The sequence below is a fragment of the Zhihengliuella flava genome, from assembly GCF_015751895.1.
Taxonomy (GTDB): domain Bacteria; phylum Actinomycetota; class Actinomycetes; order Actinomycetales; family Micrococcaceae; genus Zhihengliuella; species Zhihengliuella flava.
Map to the genome: position 1 here is coordinate 211,301 of NZ_JADOTZ010000001.1, position 16,833 is coordinate 228,133.

At 63.4% G+C, this 16,833-nt stretch carries 15 protein-coding genes; 3 read left to right on the forward strand and 12 right to left on the reverse strand.

Annotation, left to right across the window (positions count from 1 at the left end):
* Positions 1-16: 16 nt before the first annotated feature.
* The 4 genes from IW252_RS01095 to IW252_RS01110 all read right to left on the reverse strand — a co-directional run bounded on the left by IW252_RS01095 (position 17) and on the right by IW252_RS01110 (position 3,136).
* Positions 17-277, reverse strand: a complete 261-nt coding sequence (locus tag IW252_RS01095) for a hypothetical protein (protein WP_196834882.1) — start codon at positions 275-277, stop codon at positions 17-19.
* Positions 278-298: 21 nt separating this feature from the next.
* A complete protein-coding gene (locus IW252_RS01100; protein ID WP_196834883.1) occupies positions 299-655 on the reverse strand; it encodes a DUF948 domain-containing protein in 357 nt (118 codons plus the stop codon).
* Between the two features lie 202 nt (positions 656-857).
* Positions 858-1,484, reverse strand: coding sequence for a 30S ribosomal protein S4 (rpsD, locus tag IW252_RS01105; protein ID WP_196834884.1), 627 nt, complete (start codon positions 1,482-1,484; stop codon positions 858-860).
* A gap of 182 nt (positions 1,485-1,666) precedes the next feature.
* Positions 1,667-3,136, reverse strand: a complete 1,470-nt coding sequence (locus IW252_RS01110) for a replication-associated recombination protein A (protein WP_331271388.1) — start codon at positions 3,134-3,136, stop codon at positions 1,667-1,669.
* Positions 3,137-3,259: 123 nt separating this feature from the next.
* Here IW252_RS01110 and dtd point away from each other — a divergent pair, with 123 nt between their 5' ends.
* A complete protein-coding gene (gene dtd / locus IW252_RS01115; RefSeq protein WP_196834885.1) occupies positions 3,260-3,694 on the forward strand; it encodes a D-aminoacyl-tRNA deacylase in 435 nt (144 codons plus the stop codon).
* A 94-nt stretch (positions 3,695-3,788) separates the two neighbouring features.
* Here dtd and aspS read toward each other — a convergent pair whose 3' ends face one another.
* Both aspS and hisS read right to left on the reverse strand, forming a co-directional pair.
* The gene (gene aspS, locus IW252_RS01120) at positions 3,789-5,585 is read right to left on the reverse strand and encodes an aspartate--tRNA ligase (RefSeq protein WP_196834886.1); all 1,797 of its coding nucleotides are present in this window, start codon (positions 5,583-5,585) and stop codon (positions 3,789-3,791) included.
* Between the two features lie 88 nt (positions 5,586-5,673).
* Positions 5,674-7,020, reverse strand: a complete 1,347-nt coding sequence (gene hisS, locus IW252_RS01125; RefSeq protein ID WP_196834887.1) for a histidine--tRNA ligase — start codon at positions 7,018-7,020, stop codon at positions 5,674-5,676.
* A 183-nt stretch (positions 7,021-7,203) separates the two neighbouring features.
* Between hisS and IW252_RS01130 the strand changes: the two genes are divergently transcribed.
* Together IW252_RS01130 and IW252_RS01135 are read left to right on the forward strand one after the other, a co-directional pair.
* Entirely contained in the window at positions 7,204-8,640 is a 1,437-nt protein-coding gene (locus tag IW252_RS01130) for a DUF349 domain-containing protein (RefSeq protein ID WP_331271389.1), read from the forward strand.
* A gap of 116 nt (positions 8,641-8,756) precedes the next feature.
* Positions 8,757-9,353 carry a hypothetical protein gene (locus IW252_RS01135; protein ID WP_196834889.1) on the forward strand — a complete coding sequence of 199 codons (597 nt, stop codon included), beginning with the start codon at positions 8,757-8,759 and terminating at the stop codon, positions 9,351-9,353.
* An 18-nt stretch (positions 9,354-9,371) separates the two neighbouring features.
* On the opposite strand, the gene IW252_RS01140 is transcribed toward IW252_RS01135, so the two are convergent.
* From IW252_RS01140 to ruvA, 6 genes are all read right to left on the reverse strand, one after another.
* The gene (locus IW252_RS01140) at positions 9,372-11,651 is read right to left on the reverse strand and encodes a RelA/SpoT family protein (RefSeq protein ID WP_196834890.1); all 2,280 of its coding nucleotides are present in this window, start codon (positions 11,649-11,651) and stop codon (positions 9,372-9,374) included.
* Positions 11,652-11,858: 207 nt separating this feature from the next.
* Entirely contained in the window at positions 11,859-12,845 is a 987-nt protein-coding gene (gene secF / locus IW252_RS01145) for a protein translocase subunit SecF (RefSeq protein WP_196834891.1), read from the reverse strand.
* The gene (secD, locus tag IW252_RS01150; RefSeq protein WP_196834892.1) at positions 12,838-14,544 is read right to left on the reverse strand and encodes a protein translocase subunit SecD; all 1,707 of its coding nucleotides are present in this window, start codon (positions 14,542-14,544) and stop codon (positions 12,838-12,840) included. Before secD ends, secF begins: the two co-directional genes overlap by 8 nt.
* Positions 14,545-14,548: 4 nt before the next feature.
* Positions 14,549-14,896, reverse strand: coding sequence for a preprotein translocase subunit YajC (gene yajC / locus IW252_RS01155; protein ID WP_196834893.1), 348 nt, complete (start codon positions 14,894-14,896; stop codon positions 14,549-14,551).
* Positions 14,897-15,108: 212 nt separating this feature from the next.
* Positions 15,109-16,152, reverse strand: coding sequence for a Holliday junction branch migration DNA helicase RuvB (ruvB, locus tag IW252_RS01160; protein ID WP_196834894.1), 1,044 nt, complete (start codon positions 16,150-16,152; stop codon positions 15,109-15,111).
* Between the two features lie 3 nt (positions 16,153-16,155).
* The gene (gene ruvA, locus IW252_RS01165) at positions 16,156-16,776 is read right to left on the reverse strand and encodes a Holliday junction branch migration protein RuvA (RefSeq protein ID WP_196834895.1); all 621 of its coding nucleotides are present in this window, start codon (positions 16,774-16,776) and stop codon (positions 16,156-16,158) included.
* Positions 16,777-16,833 lie beyond the last annotated feature (57 nt).

Consider the following 16,833-nt stretch of genomic DNA (forward strand, 5'->3'; position numbering starts at 1 on the left):
GGTGCGGGTCTGAACGTTAGTTTTCTCGACTGGCCGCGTGGCGGCCGGCCGAGCCAGAATCGGTGGGATCGAGTCCTAGGGAAGCGCGCAGTTCGGCTTCCTTGGACGTCATGCCGTGACGGAAGGCGGCGAGGGTGGCTGCCGCCTCATCGCCCAGGCGCCCCACGGCACGATTGAGGCCTGCAGGGGACGCCATGTCCTTGGCCTCGCTCAGCTTGCGGTAGGCCAGAGCGCCGACGCCGATGCCGATGCCGACCCAGAAGATTTTCTTAAGCATGATCTAGTCCTTCCCGCAGACTTACCGGCTACGGCGGGCCCGGGTCGCCGGCTTATTGAGCGCCGACCGGACGCCTTCACTGAAGGCGGCGACCTTAATGAGCGGCCGGCCCACCACGGAGGCAACCAGTGACGTGATCGCCGTGAGATTCGCCGAAGCGTCGGAGACATTGGTGGTGATGCCGTCGACCTTGGTGATCTGCTGATTGGTCGAGGCCACGGTCGTGGTGATCTCGTCCAAGGTTGAGCGGGAGTCTCGGATAAATTCTGTCAGCTGGTCGAAGGACCTGCCGAGTTTGACGATGGGCACCGCCAGCAGCCCGACGAGAACGACGAACGCCAGTGCGGCGATCAATCCGGCGATATCAGACCAAGACATGTACTGCTCCTTGTGGGCCTCGTCCATGGTGCGCGGGCGCGGCACCGGTATCCAACCCTACCTAACGTTGGCTCCACGAGGTGTCGAGAGACTCTGCGGAGGATCACGTGCTGCGCTTAACGCGGAAACGGGGCCCGCAGCTGATGCGCCACGAGCCCCGTTTGCGTCTTTCGTCGAGCTGAAAGAACCCCGCGAGAGGGGTTTAGCGTGCGTAGTACTCGACGACCAGGTTTTCCTCGCAGGTCACCGGAACCTCAGAGCGCTTCGGGCGGCGCACCAGCTTCACCTGCAGCGACTCGAGCTTGACGTCCAGGTAGCCCGGAACGGCCGGCAGGACGTCGCGGTGGGCGCCGGCGGCGGCCAGCTGGAACGGGACCATGGTCTCGGAACGCTCGTGAACGGCGATCGTCTGACCCTCGGAAACGCGGAACGACGGGCGATCGACGCGCTTGCCGTCCACGGTGATGTGACGGTGCACGACCAGCTGACGGGCCTGGGCGATCGTCCGGGCCAGGCCGGAACGCAGCACCAAGGCGTCAAGACGCATCTCGAGCAGCTCAATCAGGTTCTCACCGGTCAGGCCGGAAGTGCGGCGAGCTTCCTCAAAGACGCGGGTCATCTGCGCCTCGCGGATGCCGTACTGGGCGCGAAGACGCTGCTTCTCGCGCAGACGCACTGCGTAGTCGGAATCCTGCTTCTTGCGGGCGCGTCCATGCTGGCCGGGGCCGTACGGACGACGCTCCATGTACTTCTCTGCCTTGGGGGTCAGAGCGAGGCCGAGGGCACGCGAAATGCGAACCTTGCGGCGGGCACGGGTGTTGTTAGCCACGTGACTCCTACTTTCTTTACGGCGGCTGCTGTGCATGGCTGGCCTCCGGTATGGAGAGTGTCGGGGAGCCGCTCCCCGTGTTCCTGCAGCGCGCTGGCCCGGTCGGTGCCGCGGGACGATTCCCGGGCATCACCAAACAGCGGCTTGCCAGCCAACCATCAATGCTAACACGAGGGGTGTCGCTACGCGCCGGACGTTCCCCGAACGATCTCCCGCAGCCGCGCTAGGCGTTCGCCGATCTGCCGCTCCGCACCGTTTGACGTGGGTTCGTAGTAATTCTTGCCTTGTAGATCGTCCGGCGGATACTGCTGCGTGGCGATGGAGTGCGGGGCGTCATGCGCGTAGATGTACCCCTTGCCATGGCCGAGTTTTTGCGCCCCCTGATAGTGAGCATCTCGCAGATGCAAGGGAATGCCGCGCCCAGCACCCGCGCGCACATCGGCGATGGCCCGATTGATGCCCTCAAATGAGGCATTCGATTTGGGTGCAGTAGCGACATGCACCACGGCCTGCGCCAGAATAATCCGCCCTTCCGGCATCCCGATCATCTGGACGGCCTGACCCGCGGCGACGGCCGTCTGCAGCGCCGTGGGATCGGCCATACCGATGTCTTCGGAAGCGCTGATGATGATCCGCCGCGCGATGAACCGGGGGTCCTCTCCTGCCTCGATCATCTTCGCCAGGTAGTGCAGCGCCGCGTCGACGTCGGAACCGCGAATGGACTTGATAAACGCGCTAATGACGTCGTAATGCTGGTCGCCGGCGCGGTCGTATCGCTGAACGGCCACGTCCATGGCCCGCTCAGCATCGGCTAGCGTGATGCGCACGCGACCGTCCTCGTCCAGTGCGTCAGTCTCGGGGCCGCCGCCGTCGGTACTCGCGGGAGATGCTCCGTCGACAGCACCTGACAGGGCCGAACCCAGCGCCACGGCTGCCGCAGCTTCGAGTGCGGTCAGGGATCGGCGCGCGTCACCGCCCGAGAGTTTGACGAGGTGCTCCAGCGCCTCGGGATCGAGCACGACGGCGTCGTCTAATCCACGCTCTTCGGCCACCGCGCGTTCGAGCAAGCCGCGGATATCCGCGTCCTCTAGGGGCTTGAGCGTCAGCATGAGCGATCGGGACAGCAGGGGCGAGATCACGGAGAAGGAGGGATTCTCCGTCGTCGCCGCCACGAGGACCACCCACCCGTTTTCAACTCCGGGGAGCAGGGCGTCCTGTTGCGCCTTGTTGAAACGGTGAATCTCGTCCAAGAAGAGCACCGTGGTGACGCCACGCAGGTCCCGATCCGACAGGGCTTGGTCCATCACACGGCGGACGTCCTTCACCCCCGAGGTGATGGCCGAAAGCTCGACGAATCGCCGCCCGGGCCCCCGGGCGATCACGTGTGCCATCGTGGTTTTACCTGTTCCCGGCGGCCCCCACAGGATCACGCTTGACAGGCCCGCAGGACCTGCTTGGCCACCGTGGGCCAGCTGGCGCAACGGGGACCCTGCTCCGAGGAGGTGCTGCTGGCCCACGAGCTCCTCGAGACGCCGGGGGCGCATGCGGACCGCCAACGGAGGGCGCGGGCGAAGGCTACCGTCTTGGCCCGTCTGCGATGGCTCCGCATCATAATCTGCCGCATCATCCAGGCTGCCGAACAAGTCATTCACGACCCCAGCCTACCGATCCGTCCCGAGGCCAAGCATCCCGCACCGTGTAGCATCTGACCCGGCGCCGCGGGGACCAGCGGAGCGAGAGTGTGGATGGGCGACACGCCCCAGAGAAGGAGGAGCATGAAGGCGATTGCGCAACGGGTCAGCCGCGCGTCGGTGACGGTGGACGGCCACACCGTGGGTGAGATCGGCGTCGGTCTACTGATCTTGCTGGGCGTGAGCCATGAAGACACCCCTGAGCAGGCGCGTCAACTCGCGGAGAAGATCTGGCGGCTACGGATCTTGGAGGGAGAACTCTCGTGCCAACAAGCCGGCGCACCGCTCCTCGTGGTGAGTCAGTTCACCCTCTACGGCGACGTGCGCAAGGGGCGCCGTCCGAGCTGGACACGGGCTGCAGGGCGCAATCACTCCGAACCGCTCTACGAGGAGTTCATCGCCCAGCTACGTCAGCTGGGCGCCCACGTGGAGACGGGGACCTTCGGGGCGATGATGGATGTTGAATCCATCAACTCTGGTCCGTTCACCCTCATCGTGGACACGGCCGAACTGGCTTAACGAAACGACGACGGCGGGAACCTCACCGTGTGAGGTGCCACCGCCGTCGTCGTCCTGGTGAACCGGCCCGCTGGCCGGCGCAAGGCCGCGCCCCTTAGGCCTCGTCAGCCTGGGCCTGGGTCGCCTCAGACTGAGGCTGGGGCTTGGCATCCACTCCGGCTTCCTTGCGCTGTTCCGGCGTGATCGCGGCTGGAGCGGCGGTCAGTGGGTCATAGCCGCCGCCCGTCTTCGGGAACGCGATGACCTCGCGGATGGAGTCCTCGCCGGCGAGCAGCGCCACGACGCGGTCCCATCCGAACGCGATGCCGCCATGCGGCGGTGCGCCGTACTTAAAGCCCTCCAGCAGGAATCCGAACTTCGTCTGCGCCGACTCCTCGTCGAGACCCATGAGGCGGAAAACGCGCTCCTGCACATCACGCTGATGGATACGGATCGAACCGCCGCCAATTTCGTTGCCGTTGCAGACGATGTCGTACGCGTAGGACAGGGCGTTGGCCGGGTCCTGATCGAACGTGTCCAGGTGCTCAGGCTTAGGGGACGTGAAGGCATGGTGCACGGCAGTCCATTTGCCAGCGCCCACCGCGACGTCGCCAGCGGCGACAGCGTCTTCGGCGGCCTCGAACATCGGCGCATCAACGACCCAGACGAAAGCCCAGTCGCCGTCCTTGATCAAGCCGGTGCGGTGACCGATCTCAACGCGTGCGGCACCGAGCAGCGCGCGGGCGTCGGTAGCCTTGCCGGCCGCGAAGAAGATGCAGTCGCCGCCTTCGGCCCCAACCGTCGTCGCGAGGTTGTCCCGCTCCCAGTCGGTCAGGTTCTTGGCCACCGGGCCGGTCAGCGTGCCATCCTCCTGGACCAACACGTAGGCCAGTCCCTTGGCTCCACGCTGCTTCGCCCATTCCTGCCACGCATCGAGCGTACGGCGCGGTTGCGAGGCTCCGCCTGGCATGACGACGGCTCCGACGTACGGGGCCTGGAAAACGCGGAACGTGGTGTCCTTAAAGAATTCCGTGAGCTCGGTCAGCTCGAGGCCGAACCGCAGGTCGGGCTTGTCGGAGCCGTACTTGGCCATGGCATCGGCGTACGTCATGCGCTGAATGGGCGTGGGCACCTCAACGTCGATCAGCTGCCAGAGCGCTGTGACCAGCTGCTCGCCCAAGGCAATGACATCATCCTGCTCAACGAACGAGGCCTCGATGTCCAGCTGCGTAAACTCGGGCTGGCGATCCGCGCGGAAGTCCTCGTCGCGGTAGCAACGCGCCAGCTGGTAATACTTCTCGAACCCGCCAACCTGCAGAAGCTGCTTGAAGAGCTGCGGAGACTGCGGCAGCGCGTACCACGAGCCCGGCGCGAGTCGCGCGGGCACCAAAAAGTCGCGGGCGCCCTCGGGGGTCGATCGGGTCAAGGTGGGGGTTTCGATCTCCACGTAGCCATCGCCGTGCAGGATCTCGCGGGCCACCCGATTCGCTTCGGAACGCAGGCGGATGTTTTTGTTGGGCCCCGGGCGGCGCAGGTCAAGGTAGCGGTGGCGCAAGCGCGCCTCCTCGCCCACCTCGACGTGCTCGTCGACCTGAAACGGCAGAGGTGCCGAGGCGTTCAAGACGACGACCTCTCGGGCCATCACTTCGATCTCCCCCGTCCCGAGGGCCGGGTTCTCGTTGCCCTCGGGGCGACGCTCGACCGTACCCGTGACCTGCAGGACGAACTCGTTGCGCAGGGAGTGGAAGTCGTCCTCGTCGCGCACGACGATCTGGGCAACGCCCGATGCGTCGCGCAGGTCCAAGAAGGCCACGCCTCCGTGGTCTCGGCGGCGGCCTACCCAACCCGCCAACGTGACGGTCTGGCCGATGTGCTCTGCCCGGAGGGTTCCCAGGTCGTGAGTGCGCAGCACTGCGGTCCTTTCATAAGGGGTGTGTGGTGAAAGCTGTTGGAGAGTTTACCGTCTGCGGTGGCGACGCGCTGATCCTCCCGCCGGGAGGCTAGTCCGCCTCGGTGAGAGCGCCGACCTGGACCGAGGTGTCCGCTGCAGCGGGAACCCACGCGTGCGGATCCGCTGCCACTTGCTCGCCGGAGCGAATGTCCTTGACCTCGTGGCTTCCGTCGGCGTTGGTAAACCACACGAAGGGGATCCCGCGACGGTCCGCGAACTTGATCTGCTTGCCAAACTTCTCGGCGGTCGCCGCTACCTCGGCGCTGATGCCCCGAGCCCGTAGCTGGGAGGCGACGTCCTGGGCGGCGGCCCAGGCGTCGTCATTCGTCAATGTCACGTAGACCGCCGTCGGCACCTTGCGGGAGGCGACGGCGTGGCCCTCGGCGAGCATCCGGGAGACCAAGCGCGTCACGCCAATGGACAGTCCCACGCCCGGGAACGAACGGTTTCCCTTGGAAGCTAGTGACTCGTACCGCCCGCCCGAACAGATAGAGCCCAGTTTCTCGCGCCCTACCAGAACGGTTTCGTACACGGTGCCCGTGTAATAATCGAGTCCGCGCGCAATGCTCAGGTCGGCAATAATGCGGCCGGGAGCACGTTCCGCGGCCGTCGAAACGACCTCACTGAGCTCCGCTAGTCCCTCCTCGAGGAGCGGGTGATCGACCCCGAGCTCGCGCACCTGCTCCACGAAGGAAGCGTCCTCGGCACGGATCTGAGCGAGCGCCAACGCGGCGGCGGCCTGTTCGGGTGTCGCGCCGAGCTCGGACTGCAGCAATTCGGAGACCTTGTCGGCCCCGATCTTCTCGAGCTTGTCGATGTTGCGAAGCACACCCGCCGTGTCGGTCAAGCCGAGACCGAGGTAGAAGCCCTCGGCCAATTTCCGGTTATTCACGCGCACGCGGAAGTCCCCGACGGGCAGCGCCGCGAGCGCCTCAGCGATGACGAGCGCGAGCTCAACGTCGTACCGGAACGGCAGGACACCGTCTCCGACGACGTCAATGTCCGCCTGCGTGAATTCGCGAAAGCGGCCGTCCTGCGGCCGTTCGCCACGCCACACTTTCTGAATTTGGTACCGGCGAAATGGGAAGGACAGGTGGCCGGCATTTTCCACGACGTACCGAGCGAACGGGACCGTCAGATCAAAGTGCAGGGCGAGGGCGTTCGGATCTTCCGCCGTCGCGGACTCCTCCGACTGGAGGCGGGAGATGCCGTACACCTCTTTGTCGATCTCTCCCTTGCGCAGCAGCTGCCCCACGGGCTCGACGGCCCGCGTCTCAATATTGCTGAACCCATGGAGTTCGAAAGTCCGCCGCAGTGTGTCCAAGACATGATTCTCCACGAGCCGCTCTTCGGGGAGCCATTCGGGAAAACCGGACAGGGAGGCCTTGCGTGCCATGGGTGCTGTAGCTCCTTGGGTGGGGTACATAACGACGCGCCGCGCGCGTGAAGACTGCCCTAGTCTAGCGGTCTTCGGGCCGCGTCCGGTTGGGCACGGTTCAGTGAATCGGTAGAGTGACGGATGAAACACGAGCCCGCCGCGTCCGAGGCCGTCGGCGGTACGAGCGAAAGAGTTACAGCGGTGACCCACAGTCAAGAATCCGACGACCAGAACAACGGGACCACTCCCCCGACCCCCGCGTCGGTGAAGCCCTCCAGCATCAAGCCCTCTGCCATCAAGCCGTCGGGCGTCAAGTCCTCCGCGCAGCCCGCCGCCGAGGCAACCAACCAGCCGGCGGTGACGCCCCCGCCGTCGTACTCCACGGCTCTGGACGAGGCGCGTCGATTCGCGCGCGTTGCCGAAGACGGGCACGTCTTCGTCCTGATCGATGGCACCGAGCACCCCGTGGGACAGTATCCCGATGCCTCAGCCGACGAGGCCTTGGCCTACTTTGTGCGGAAGTACGACGACGTCGTGAACCAGCTACTGCTGCTGGAGCACCGGGTTGCCGCACACGCTCCGACGACGGACATGGACAAGACGCTCAATCACCTGGCGGAAGCAGTCTCCGAGCGAAAGATGGTCGGGGATCTTCCGGCCCTTGAAGCCCGCATCGAAAAGGCCCGTGCCGACGTCAAGGAACTTCAGGCCGCCGAGCAGCGCGAGCACGAGAAGGCGCGGGCTGAGCATCTCGCCGAGCGCGAGGAGATTGTTGCTGAGGCCGAGGCGCTAGCAGCCAAGGATCCCGAGAAGGTCCAGTGGAAGCAGTCCAGCCAGCGCATGAACGAACTCTTTGAAGCGTGGAAGACCGCACAAAAGTCGGGCATGCGGTTGGGCCGCAGCACCGAGGACGCCTTGTGGAAGCGGTTCCGTGGGGCACGGACGACGTTTGACAAGCACCGCCGTGCGTTCTTTAGCCAGCTCGATGCCGATCACGCCGAGGCGAAGCGCGTGAAGGAAGAGCTCATCGCGCGCGCCGTGGAGCTGCAGACGTCCACGGATTGGGGACGCACGGCTGGCGAATACCGGAAGCTCATGTCGGAGTGGAAGGCCTCGAAGCGTGCCTCGCGCAAGGACGACGACGCCTTATGGGCGCGATTCCGCGCCGCCCAAGATGTCTTCTTCGACGCTCGAAAGCAGGTCAACGCCGAGCTCGACAAGGAGTTTGAGGAAAACCTCAAGGTCAAGGAAGCGTTGCTCGAAGAGGCCCGTCGTATTGATCCGCACAAGGACCTCGCCGCAGCCAAGCGGGCCCTCGACTCGGTGCGTGATCGTTGGGATGCCGCGGGTAAGGTGCCGCGCGCGGACATGCAACGCATTGAAGCGGCACTGCGCCAGGTCGAAGACAGCGTGCGGGACGCAGAGGACCAAGAGTGGCGCCGCTCGAATCCGGAAACCAAGGCCCGCTCCAACAGCATGCTGGCCCAGCTTGAAGACTCGATCGCCCAGCTCCAAGAGGAGCTCGACAAGGCTCAGGCTGGCGGGGACGAACGCAAGATTCGTGCCGCCCAAGAGGCGCTGGACGCTCGCCAGACATGGCTGAAGACGGTTGAGGCCTCAGCCCGTGAGTTGAACTAGCCTCGAGAGCTCTGCCGCGGAGTTGCTGATCTCCACAGCCGTTCGCATAAGGGACGTTATCCACAACGGTGGGTAGCGTCCCTTGGCGTTGGTGCGCCGCGTGCCACGCTCGATGCATGAGAATTTCACCTGAGAATGTGCGCGGCCGCTTTTACCGTCCGGGGCAACCCTTCGCTGCTGGGGAGCTCTCAGCGATGGCGTTGGCCGGTGATCTCTATCCGATGCTCAGTGGTCTCTGGACGAGCGTCGTGCCGCCGTGGACCGCCCAGCAGCGGGCTGATGGAATCTGGGCACTGCTGAACGAGTGCCAGGCCCAGGCCGCGTGCGGAGCAGCTGCCGCCTGGATTTATACCGCGGGGCCAGGACCCGACGTGATTGAGTACACCTCCGCCCATCCCCTCCGGCGCGGCCGCCAGTCGCGGCTTCAACCCGTGCGGTGCGTTGAGCGGGACCTTCGTCCGGAGGACCTTCGGCTTGTCGCTGGGGCTACGATCACCTCCCCCGAGCGTACGGCGTTTGACCTCCTCTTCTATGGGGAGGACGACGCACACATTGTGCGCGACGTCGGGGCCCTTCACCGCAGCGGCTGCGAGCCGGTGGATCTCAGCCGACTCCGGCAACGCATCCACCGCGCGCGGCGAAGGCCGGGCAAGGTGCGCGCCTTGGACTTGTTAGATCAGCTCGATCAGTCACACGGTACGTCCGAGCGATGATGGTCGCGCCAGATGTGGCTACCGGCGGGGGCCGTTGGCCGTCGTTCGGTAGACGTCATACACCCCGTCGATGCGCCGGACGGCGTTGAGGACGTGACTCAGGTACTTCGGGTCGCCCATTTCAAAGGAGAACCGGCTCATGGCCACTCGGTCTCGGCTCGTGTTCACGCTGGCGGAGAGAATATTGACGTGATTCTCTGACAAGACTTGGGTGACGTCAGAGAGCAAGGACTTACGGTCCAACGCCTCGACCTGAATTTCCACCAAGAACACGCTCGTCTTCGTGGGGGCCCATTCGACGGGGACGATACGCTCCGATTCAGAGGCGAGCGCCTGGAAATTGGTGCAGTCCGTGCGGTGCACCGAGACTCCAGCCCCGCGCGTGACGAATCCGGCAATGTCATCAGGCGGTACCGGCGTACAGCATCGGGCCAGCTTGGCCATCACCTCTCCAGCGCCCGTGACAATGACGCCTGAATCGCTCGTGGATGCTTTGGACGTAGCGTGAGCGGCAATCGATGCGGCATCAAACTCGGACTCATCTTCGTGAGCCTCGACCAGCATGGCCTGGAGATGCTCCAAGACATTTTGTGCCGAAGTGTGTCCGTCGCCGACCGCGGCGTAGAGCGCGGAAATGTCGTTGAGGCGCAATTCATGGGCGACGGCGGTCAGCGTGTCATGCGTCATGAGCTTCTGCAGCGGCAGATTGTGTTTGCGCAATTCGCGCGTGAGCAGATCCTTGCCCTTATCAATAGCTTCTTCGCGACGTTCTTTACTGAACCACTGGCGAATCTTGTTACGCGCTCTGGCGCTCTTCACGAACCCCTGCCAGTCGCGGCTCGGCCCGGCGCCCTCGGCCTTGGAGGTAAAAATTTCAACCCAATCCCCGTGATGTAGCTCCGAGTTGAGGGGGACGAGTTTGCCGTTGACACGCGCACCAATAGTCCGGTGGCCCACCTCTGTGTGGACCGAATATGCGAAGTCAACCGGAGTCGAACCGGCAGGCAACGCCATGACCTCACCCTTAGGGGTAAAGACGAAGACCTCTGCCGCGTTGATCTCGAAGCGCAAGCTGTCGAGAAACTCACCCGGATCCCGGGTTTCTTGCTGCCAATCAATGAGGCTCTTCAGCCACCCCATATCCTCCCCGCCACCAGAGGACGCGGACTTTGCGGCTTCCTTATACTTCCAGTGCGCTGCCACACCGTACTCTGCACGCCGGTGCATGTCGTGAGTACGGATTTGAATTTCTACCGGTTTTCCGCCGGGGCCAATCACCGTCGTATGCAGCGACTGATACATATTGAACTTGGGCATCGCGATGTAGTCTTTGAATCGCCCCGGCAACGGATTCCAGCGGGCATGCAATGTGCCCAGCGCCGCATAACAGTCGCGTACGGAGTCAACGAGGACCCGGACACCCATCAGGTCGTGAATATCGTTGAACTCTTTACCCTTGACGACCATCTTCTGGTAAATGGAGTAGTAGTGCTTGGGGCGACCCGTGACCGTGGCCTTGATGCGATGCTGATGCAGGTCTTCGCCGATGCGGCTGCGGACGGTAGACAGGTACTTTTCGCGTTCGGGAGTCCGGTCCCCCACCAGTCGGACGATTTCCTCGTACACCTTGGGATGCAACGCCGCGAAGGAGAGATCTTCTAACTCCCATTTAATCGTGTTCATACCCAGCCGGTGCGCCAGCGGGGCGAAAATCTCCAAGGTTTCGCGCGCTTTGCGAGCACTCGACTTGGGTGATACGTAGCGCCAGGTACGGGCATTGTGCAGCCGATCGGCCAACTTAATGAGCAGGACCCGGATGTCTTTGGCCATAGCAATGACCATTTTGCGGACCGTCTCCGCTTGGGCCGCATCGCCAAACTTGACCTTGTCCAGCTTGGTAACGCCGTCGACCAGCATGGCGACTTCCTCGCCGAACTCCTTGGTCACGTCCTCCAACGAGTAATCCGTGTCTTCAACGGTGTCGTGGAGCAATGCCGCGGCCAGCGTGGTACCAGTCATGCCCATTTCCGCGAGAATTGTCGCGACGGCGACGGGATGGGTGATGTAGGGGTCCCCACTCTTGCGCTTCTGCCCCTCGTGCTGGCGTTCCGCCACCGTGAAGGCGCGGGTAATTAGATCCAAGTCCTCGCGCGGGCTATTGGCCCGAACCGTCCGCAAGAGCGGTTCGAGGATGGGTGGCTGACCGGACGGGCTGCGCCCGGCTAATCGAGCGAGACGGGACAACGGGCGGCCACGACGGCCCTGACCAGTAGAAGCTCCGGCGCGATGATCGGCCACGAACGCCTCCTTTCCTTGCCCAGGTCTCGCGGTGCTGGCTGCACCGCTGGGACGTCGGTACGTCAAGATTACTGCACGGTACCGGCCAATGAGCGCACGCGCCAACCGCACGACGGCCTCATGCAATGGAGCAGGACGGCACAAAGCAACAGCGGGTTGCCCTCCGGATCTGGAGGGCAACCCGCTGTTCCTGTTCTGATGCAGGCCCTAGGCGAGACGCGACTCGCGCTGGGACATGACTTCTGCAGTGTGGGACAGAATCTTGGGATCCTTGGCGCGCAAGTGCGCGTACAGCGGCGCTTGAATGTACAAGGTCGCCAAGGTGCCGACGATCACGCCCACAAAGAGGGCCAGTGCGAGGTCGCGCAAGGTGCCAGCACCGAGGAGGAATGCTCCGATGAACAGGATGGATCCGATGGGCAAGATGGCCACGACGGACGTGTTGATTGATCGAACCAGCGTTTGATTGATGGCCAAGTTCACTTGTTCACCAAAGGTCCGCTCACGTTGTTCTTCGAAGTCAGCCGTGTTCTCACGGATCTTGTCGAACACCACCACCGTGTCGTAAAGCGCGTAACTCAAGATGGTCAGGAAGCCAATAATGGCACTGGGCGTCACCTCGAACCCCGTCACGGCATAGATCCCCGCTGTCACCACCACGACGACCATCAGGCCGATGATGGCGGCCAATGACATCTTCCATGTGCGGAAGTAAATGGCCATGAGCACGGCGACCAGCACCACGAAGACGACGAGTCCGATCAGGGCCTGCCGGGAGACGTCCTCTCCCCACGTTGGTCCGATGTAGGTACTAGTCACTTCTTCGCTGGTGACTGAATAGGCCTCTGAGAGAGCCTCGGCCACGGCCAACGTCTCGTCGTCGGACATGCGGTCAGTTTGAACGCGAACCGAATCCCCCGTCAGCTCCGTGACGCGCAGACCTTCGGCGTCGACGACTCCAAGGACCGCCTCCTCACCTATGGACACGTCCGGGTCTGCCACCGAGGAGACCGTGAACTCAGATCCACCCCGGAAATCAATTCCGAGGTTGAATCCGCCCTTAACGACCGGAACGAGGATCGAGGCAATCAGCAGCACCCCGGCGATCGCGAACCACAGCATTCTCTTGTCGACAAAGGCGTAGGAGCGTTTGCCGGTATAGAGATCATTGCCCCATTGAGCGACCTTACGCATGGTCGTCCTCCTTTGCGGACTCCGCAGCTGCAGCGCGGCGACGTTCGGCAATGGTCAAACGTCCTCCGGCATCCCCTGCTGCTCGCGATGAACTACCGTCTGAGCCACGCGCTGCTGCGCTGCCGAGCCCGCGGACGCGCCCGGCACCCTGATAGAGCGGCTGGACACCCAACAAGGACGGATCCAAGCCAGAAAGTTTATGCCCCGAGGCAAAGAACTTGGTCCGGGCCAAGAGCTGCAATACGGGATGGGTAAAGAGGAACACCACAATGAGGTCGGCAATGGCCGTCAGCCCCAAAGTGAAGGCGAACCCACGCACGTTGCCAACGGCCATGACGTACAGGACGACGGACGCCAAGAGATTCACAGCCTTCGACGCGATGATCGTCCGCCGCGCGCGCAACCATCCGGTCTCAACGGCGGAAACGAGGTTTCGGCCATCGCGCAATTCATCTCGAATTCGCTCGAAGTAGACGATGAACGAGTCCGCCGTCAGGCCGATGGCGACCACGATGCCGGCGATGCCCGCCAACGACAAGCGATAATTCGCTGACCACCCCAAGAGCACCAAGGCGAGGTAGGTGAGAATGCCGGCGACCACGAGCGAGGCCAGGGTCACCAAGCCCAGAGTGCGGTATTGGAAGAGGGAGTACACGGCCACCAGCACCAGGCCGATGACGCCAGCGATGAGGCCCATCTGGAGCTGGTTGGCTCCCAAAGTGGCCGAGATCTGTTGTTCACTTTGGATGTCAAAGCTGATCGGCAGGGCGCCGTATTTGAGCTGCTCGGCCAATTGCTGCGCGGATTCCTCCGTAAAGTTACCCGTGATCTCAGCGTTTCCGTCCGGGATCACCGCGTTAGCGGTGGGCGCCGAGACCACGAGCCCATCGAGCATGATCGCGAACTGGTTCTGGGCCCCTTGAAGGGTCACGAGGCGCGAGGTGACCTCGCGAAACTCGGAAGCCCCCGTCGAGTCAAAGGAAAGCTGAACAGCCCATCCGCCCGTCTGAAAGCCTTGGGAGTTACGCGCCGGGCCGTAGTTTGCATCGGCAATGCGATCGCCGTCGACCTCAACGGGACCGACAATATACTTGACCATCATCTCCGGATCGCACGTGATGGTGGGCTGTTCCGGGTCTGCCGCTTCGATGGATCGCTCTTGGAGGGCGGCCTCGCAGTCGAAGGCCTCAAACTCGCGGTAGAGCTCCGGGGTGATCCAGTTGGTGTCTGATGCGTTCTCGGGCTCGCCTGATGGTTCCGGCAGTTCCTCGTCCGCCAACCGCTCTGCCTCAGGAGTCGCCCCATAGCTACCGGCCATGATGACCGGCCTGAACTCCATATTGGCCGAGGCTTGGATCAGTTCACGAGTCTGCGCATCCGGTGTTCCAGGCAAGGAGACGACGACGTTGCGCCCCGATTGCGTGGAAATCTCGGCCTCGGACACACCGCTACCGTCCACGCGCTGGCGAATAATCTCCACCGCTTGTTGGAGCTGCTCGTCGTTGATGCTCTCATTGCCGTCGACGCGCGGAGCAAGAATCATTTGCGTGCCGCCCTCGAGGTCGAGGGCGAGCTTCGGCGTCGTTTGCGCCTGCCCACTGGACACGCCAGCGATCAGGATTCCGAGCAAGCCAACGGTCAGCACGCACAGCCAGATCAAGGCACGGCGAGCGTGCCGCACCGGTGACGTTGAGCTCATACGACTAGTTCGTGTCCTCGTCGTCAGATACCACAGGAGTCTCCTCCAGCACGCGGGCGACGGCGCCCGAGTGGATGGTGACCTGGGTCCCGGGGGCAATCTCGATGATGACCTGCTTCTCCTCCGGACGCTGGCTCACCACCGTGCCAAACAACCCAAAGTTCGTCATGATGCGGGCGCCGTCTTGCATTTTTGACTGCAACTCCTCCTGCGCCTTCTTTTGCTTCTGCCGGCTGCGGAACATCATGAAGATGAGCAAGGCAAAGGCGGCGAGAAGAATAAGGTTCATCGGGTTGAACCCGCCAGCGGCGGCGTTCGTCCCCTCGGCGACTGCCAGAGAAATCGAAGTCAAGAGTCTGTACCTGTTCTACGGTTGAAACGATGTAGCGGGTGGCCAGCGCTTGCACGCTGGCGACACCCCAGCTGGCTCGGGACGCACGGCTGGTGCGCTGAGCGGGCCGCACGCCAGTCTAGCGGCCCACTCTGTGACCGCGGCGACAATGCGCGCAGAGCGAACCCATAGCTGCACCTAACACTGTACCGAGCCGGGCGCGATCCGTCAGATCACTCGTCGACGTCAAGCGTGGACTGCCCCACGTCAAACACGCCGGCGGGCGGCGTGAGGCCCAGATGGCTCCAGGCTTCCGGCATCGCGATGCGGCCGCGAGGCGTGCGCCCCAGCAACCCCTCGCGGACGAGGAAGGGCTCGGCCACGGTTTCGACCGTCTCGGTTTCCTCTCCGACGGCGATGGCCAGCGTTGATAGTCCCACGGGCCCGCCCCCAAATTTGGTGCACAATGCGGACAACACCGACCGATCAAGTCGGTCCAGCCCTCTGGCATCGACCTCATACATCTCGAGGGCTTGCGACGCGCTGCGGGCATCTATTTGTTCGATCTGGTGCACGAGGGCCCAGTCACGCACACGGCGCAAGAGTCGGTTCGCAATACGGGGAGTTCCGCGCGATCGGGACGCGACTTCGGTGAAGCCAGCCGAATTAACCTTCAAGTCCATGAGCATGGCTGAACGCCGTAGGACGAGTTCGAGTTCGTCAACGGAGTAGAACTCGAGATGTCCGGTGAAACCGAAGCGGTCTCGTAGCGGACCGGGCAGTAGTCCGGCGCGCGTGGTAGCGCCCACCAACGTGAACGGAGGCAACTCGAGGGGAACGGCTGTGGCGCCAGCGCCCTTGCCCACCACGATGTCGACCCGAAAGTCTTCCATCGCCATGTACAGCATTTCTTCCGCTGGCCGGCTCATGCGGTGAATCTCGTCGAGGAAGAGGACCTCGCCTTCAGTGAGGGAGGAGAGGATCGCTGCGAGGTCGCCCGCGTGCTGAATCGCCGGTCCTGAGCTGATGCGCAACGGGGCATTCATTTCAGCGGCGATGATCATCGCCAGCGTGGTTTTGCCCAACCCCGGGGGCCCGGACAACAGGACGTGATCAGACGTTCGTTCACGAATGCGCGCGGCCTCTAAAACCAGTGAAAGTTGCTCACGCACCCGTTGCTGCCCCACGAAGTCATGCAAATTTTTGGGACGGAGGGCGGCCTCGAGAACGCGTTCCTCGGGTTCGCTCGTGCTGGACACTAGCGGATTCTCGCCCATGGGCTAGCGCCCTCCCCGGCTCTTGCCGATGCCGGCCAGAACGGCGCGGAGGATCGCTGGAAGATCGCCGCTCGACACCAGCTCCGGCTGGTCCTCCGCGAACGCATCCACGGCCTTGACAGCGTCTCGTTCCTTCCAGCCCAGACCCGTGAGGGCATCGAGAACATTGATGCGCCAGAGGTCTTCGGCGGCCGGCTGGGCCGCGTGATCTGTCCCCGTGCTGGTTGGCGCCAGCTTGCCCGCGAGTTCGAGGGCCATGCGCTGGGCCACTTTCGGCCCCACACCGGGCACCTTGGTCAGCATCTTGGTATCCGACTCGGTCACGGCCACGCGCACTTGCTCAGGAGACAGCACGGCTAAAACGGCCAAAGCCAGTCGCGGCCCAATACCGGACACCGACTGCAAAACTTCGAAGACCTCGCGGGCTGACGTGTCGGTGAACCCGAACAGGGTCATGGAGTCTTCGCGCACCACCATCGTGGTGTAGATCCGCGCCTGCTCCCCCTCGCGCAGGCCCGCGAGGGTTTCGGGGGTGGCATTGACGAGCATGCCGAAGCCGTTGACATTGATCACGGCGGAGTGCAAGCCAACGACGTCGACGGTGCCGTTCAGGGAACTAATCATTCACAGCCTCAAAGTCGCCATACGAACATATCTACGAAGAGCTTACCTGCCGAGGCT

Excerpts from the sequence above, each read along its gene's own strand:
- IW252_RS01095 (WP_196834882.1), bottom strand. The coding sequence starts at position 277 with ATGCTTAAGAAAATCTTCTGGGTCGGCATCGGCATCGGCGTCGGCGCT.
- IW252_RS01100 (WP_196834883.1), bottom strand. The coding sequence starts at position 655 with ATGTCTTGGTCTGATATCGCCGGATTGATCGCCGCACTGGCGTTCGTC.
- dtd (WP_196834885.1), top strand. The coding sequence starts at position 3,260 with ATGAAGGCGATTGCGCAACGGGTCAGCCGCGCGTCGGTGACGGTGGAC.
- hisS (WP_196834887.1), bottom strand. The coding sequence starts at position 7,020 with ATGGCACGCAAGGCCTCCCTGTCCGGTTTTCCCGAATGGCTCCCCGAA.
- IW252_RS01135 (WP_196834889.1), top strand. The coding sequence starts at position 8,757 with ATGAGAATTTCACCTGAGAATGTGCGCGGCCGCTTTTACCGTCCGGGG.
- secF (WP_196834891.1), bottom strand. The coding sequence starts at position 12,845 with ATGCGTAAGGTCGCTCAATGGGGCAATGATCTCTATACCGGCAAACGC.
- secD (WP_196834892.1), bottom strand. The coding sequence starts at position 14,544 with ATGAGCTCAACGTCACCGGTGCGGCACGCTCGCCGTGCCTTGATCTGG.
- ruvB (WP_196834894.1), bottom strand. The coding sequence starts at position 16,152 with ATGGGCGAGAATCCGCTAGTGTCCAGCACGAGCGAACCCGAGGAACGC.
- ruvA (WP_196834895.1), bottom strand. The coding sequence starts at position 16,776 with ATGATTAGTTCCCTGAACGGCACCGTCGACGTCGTTGGCTTGCACTCC.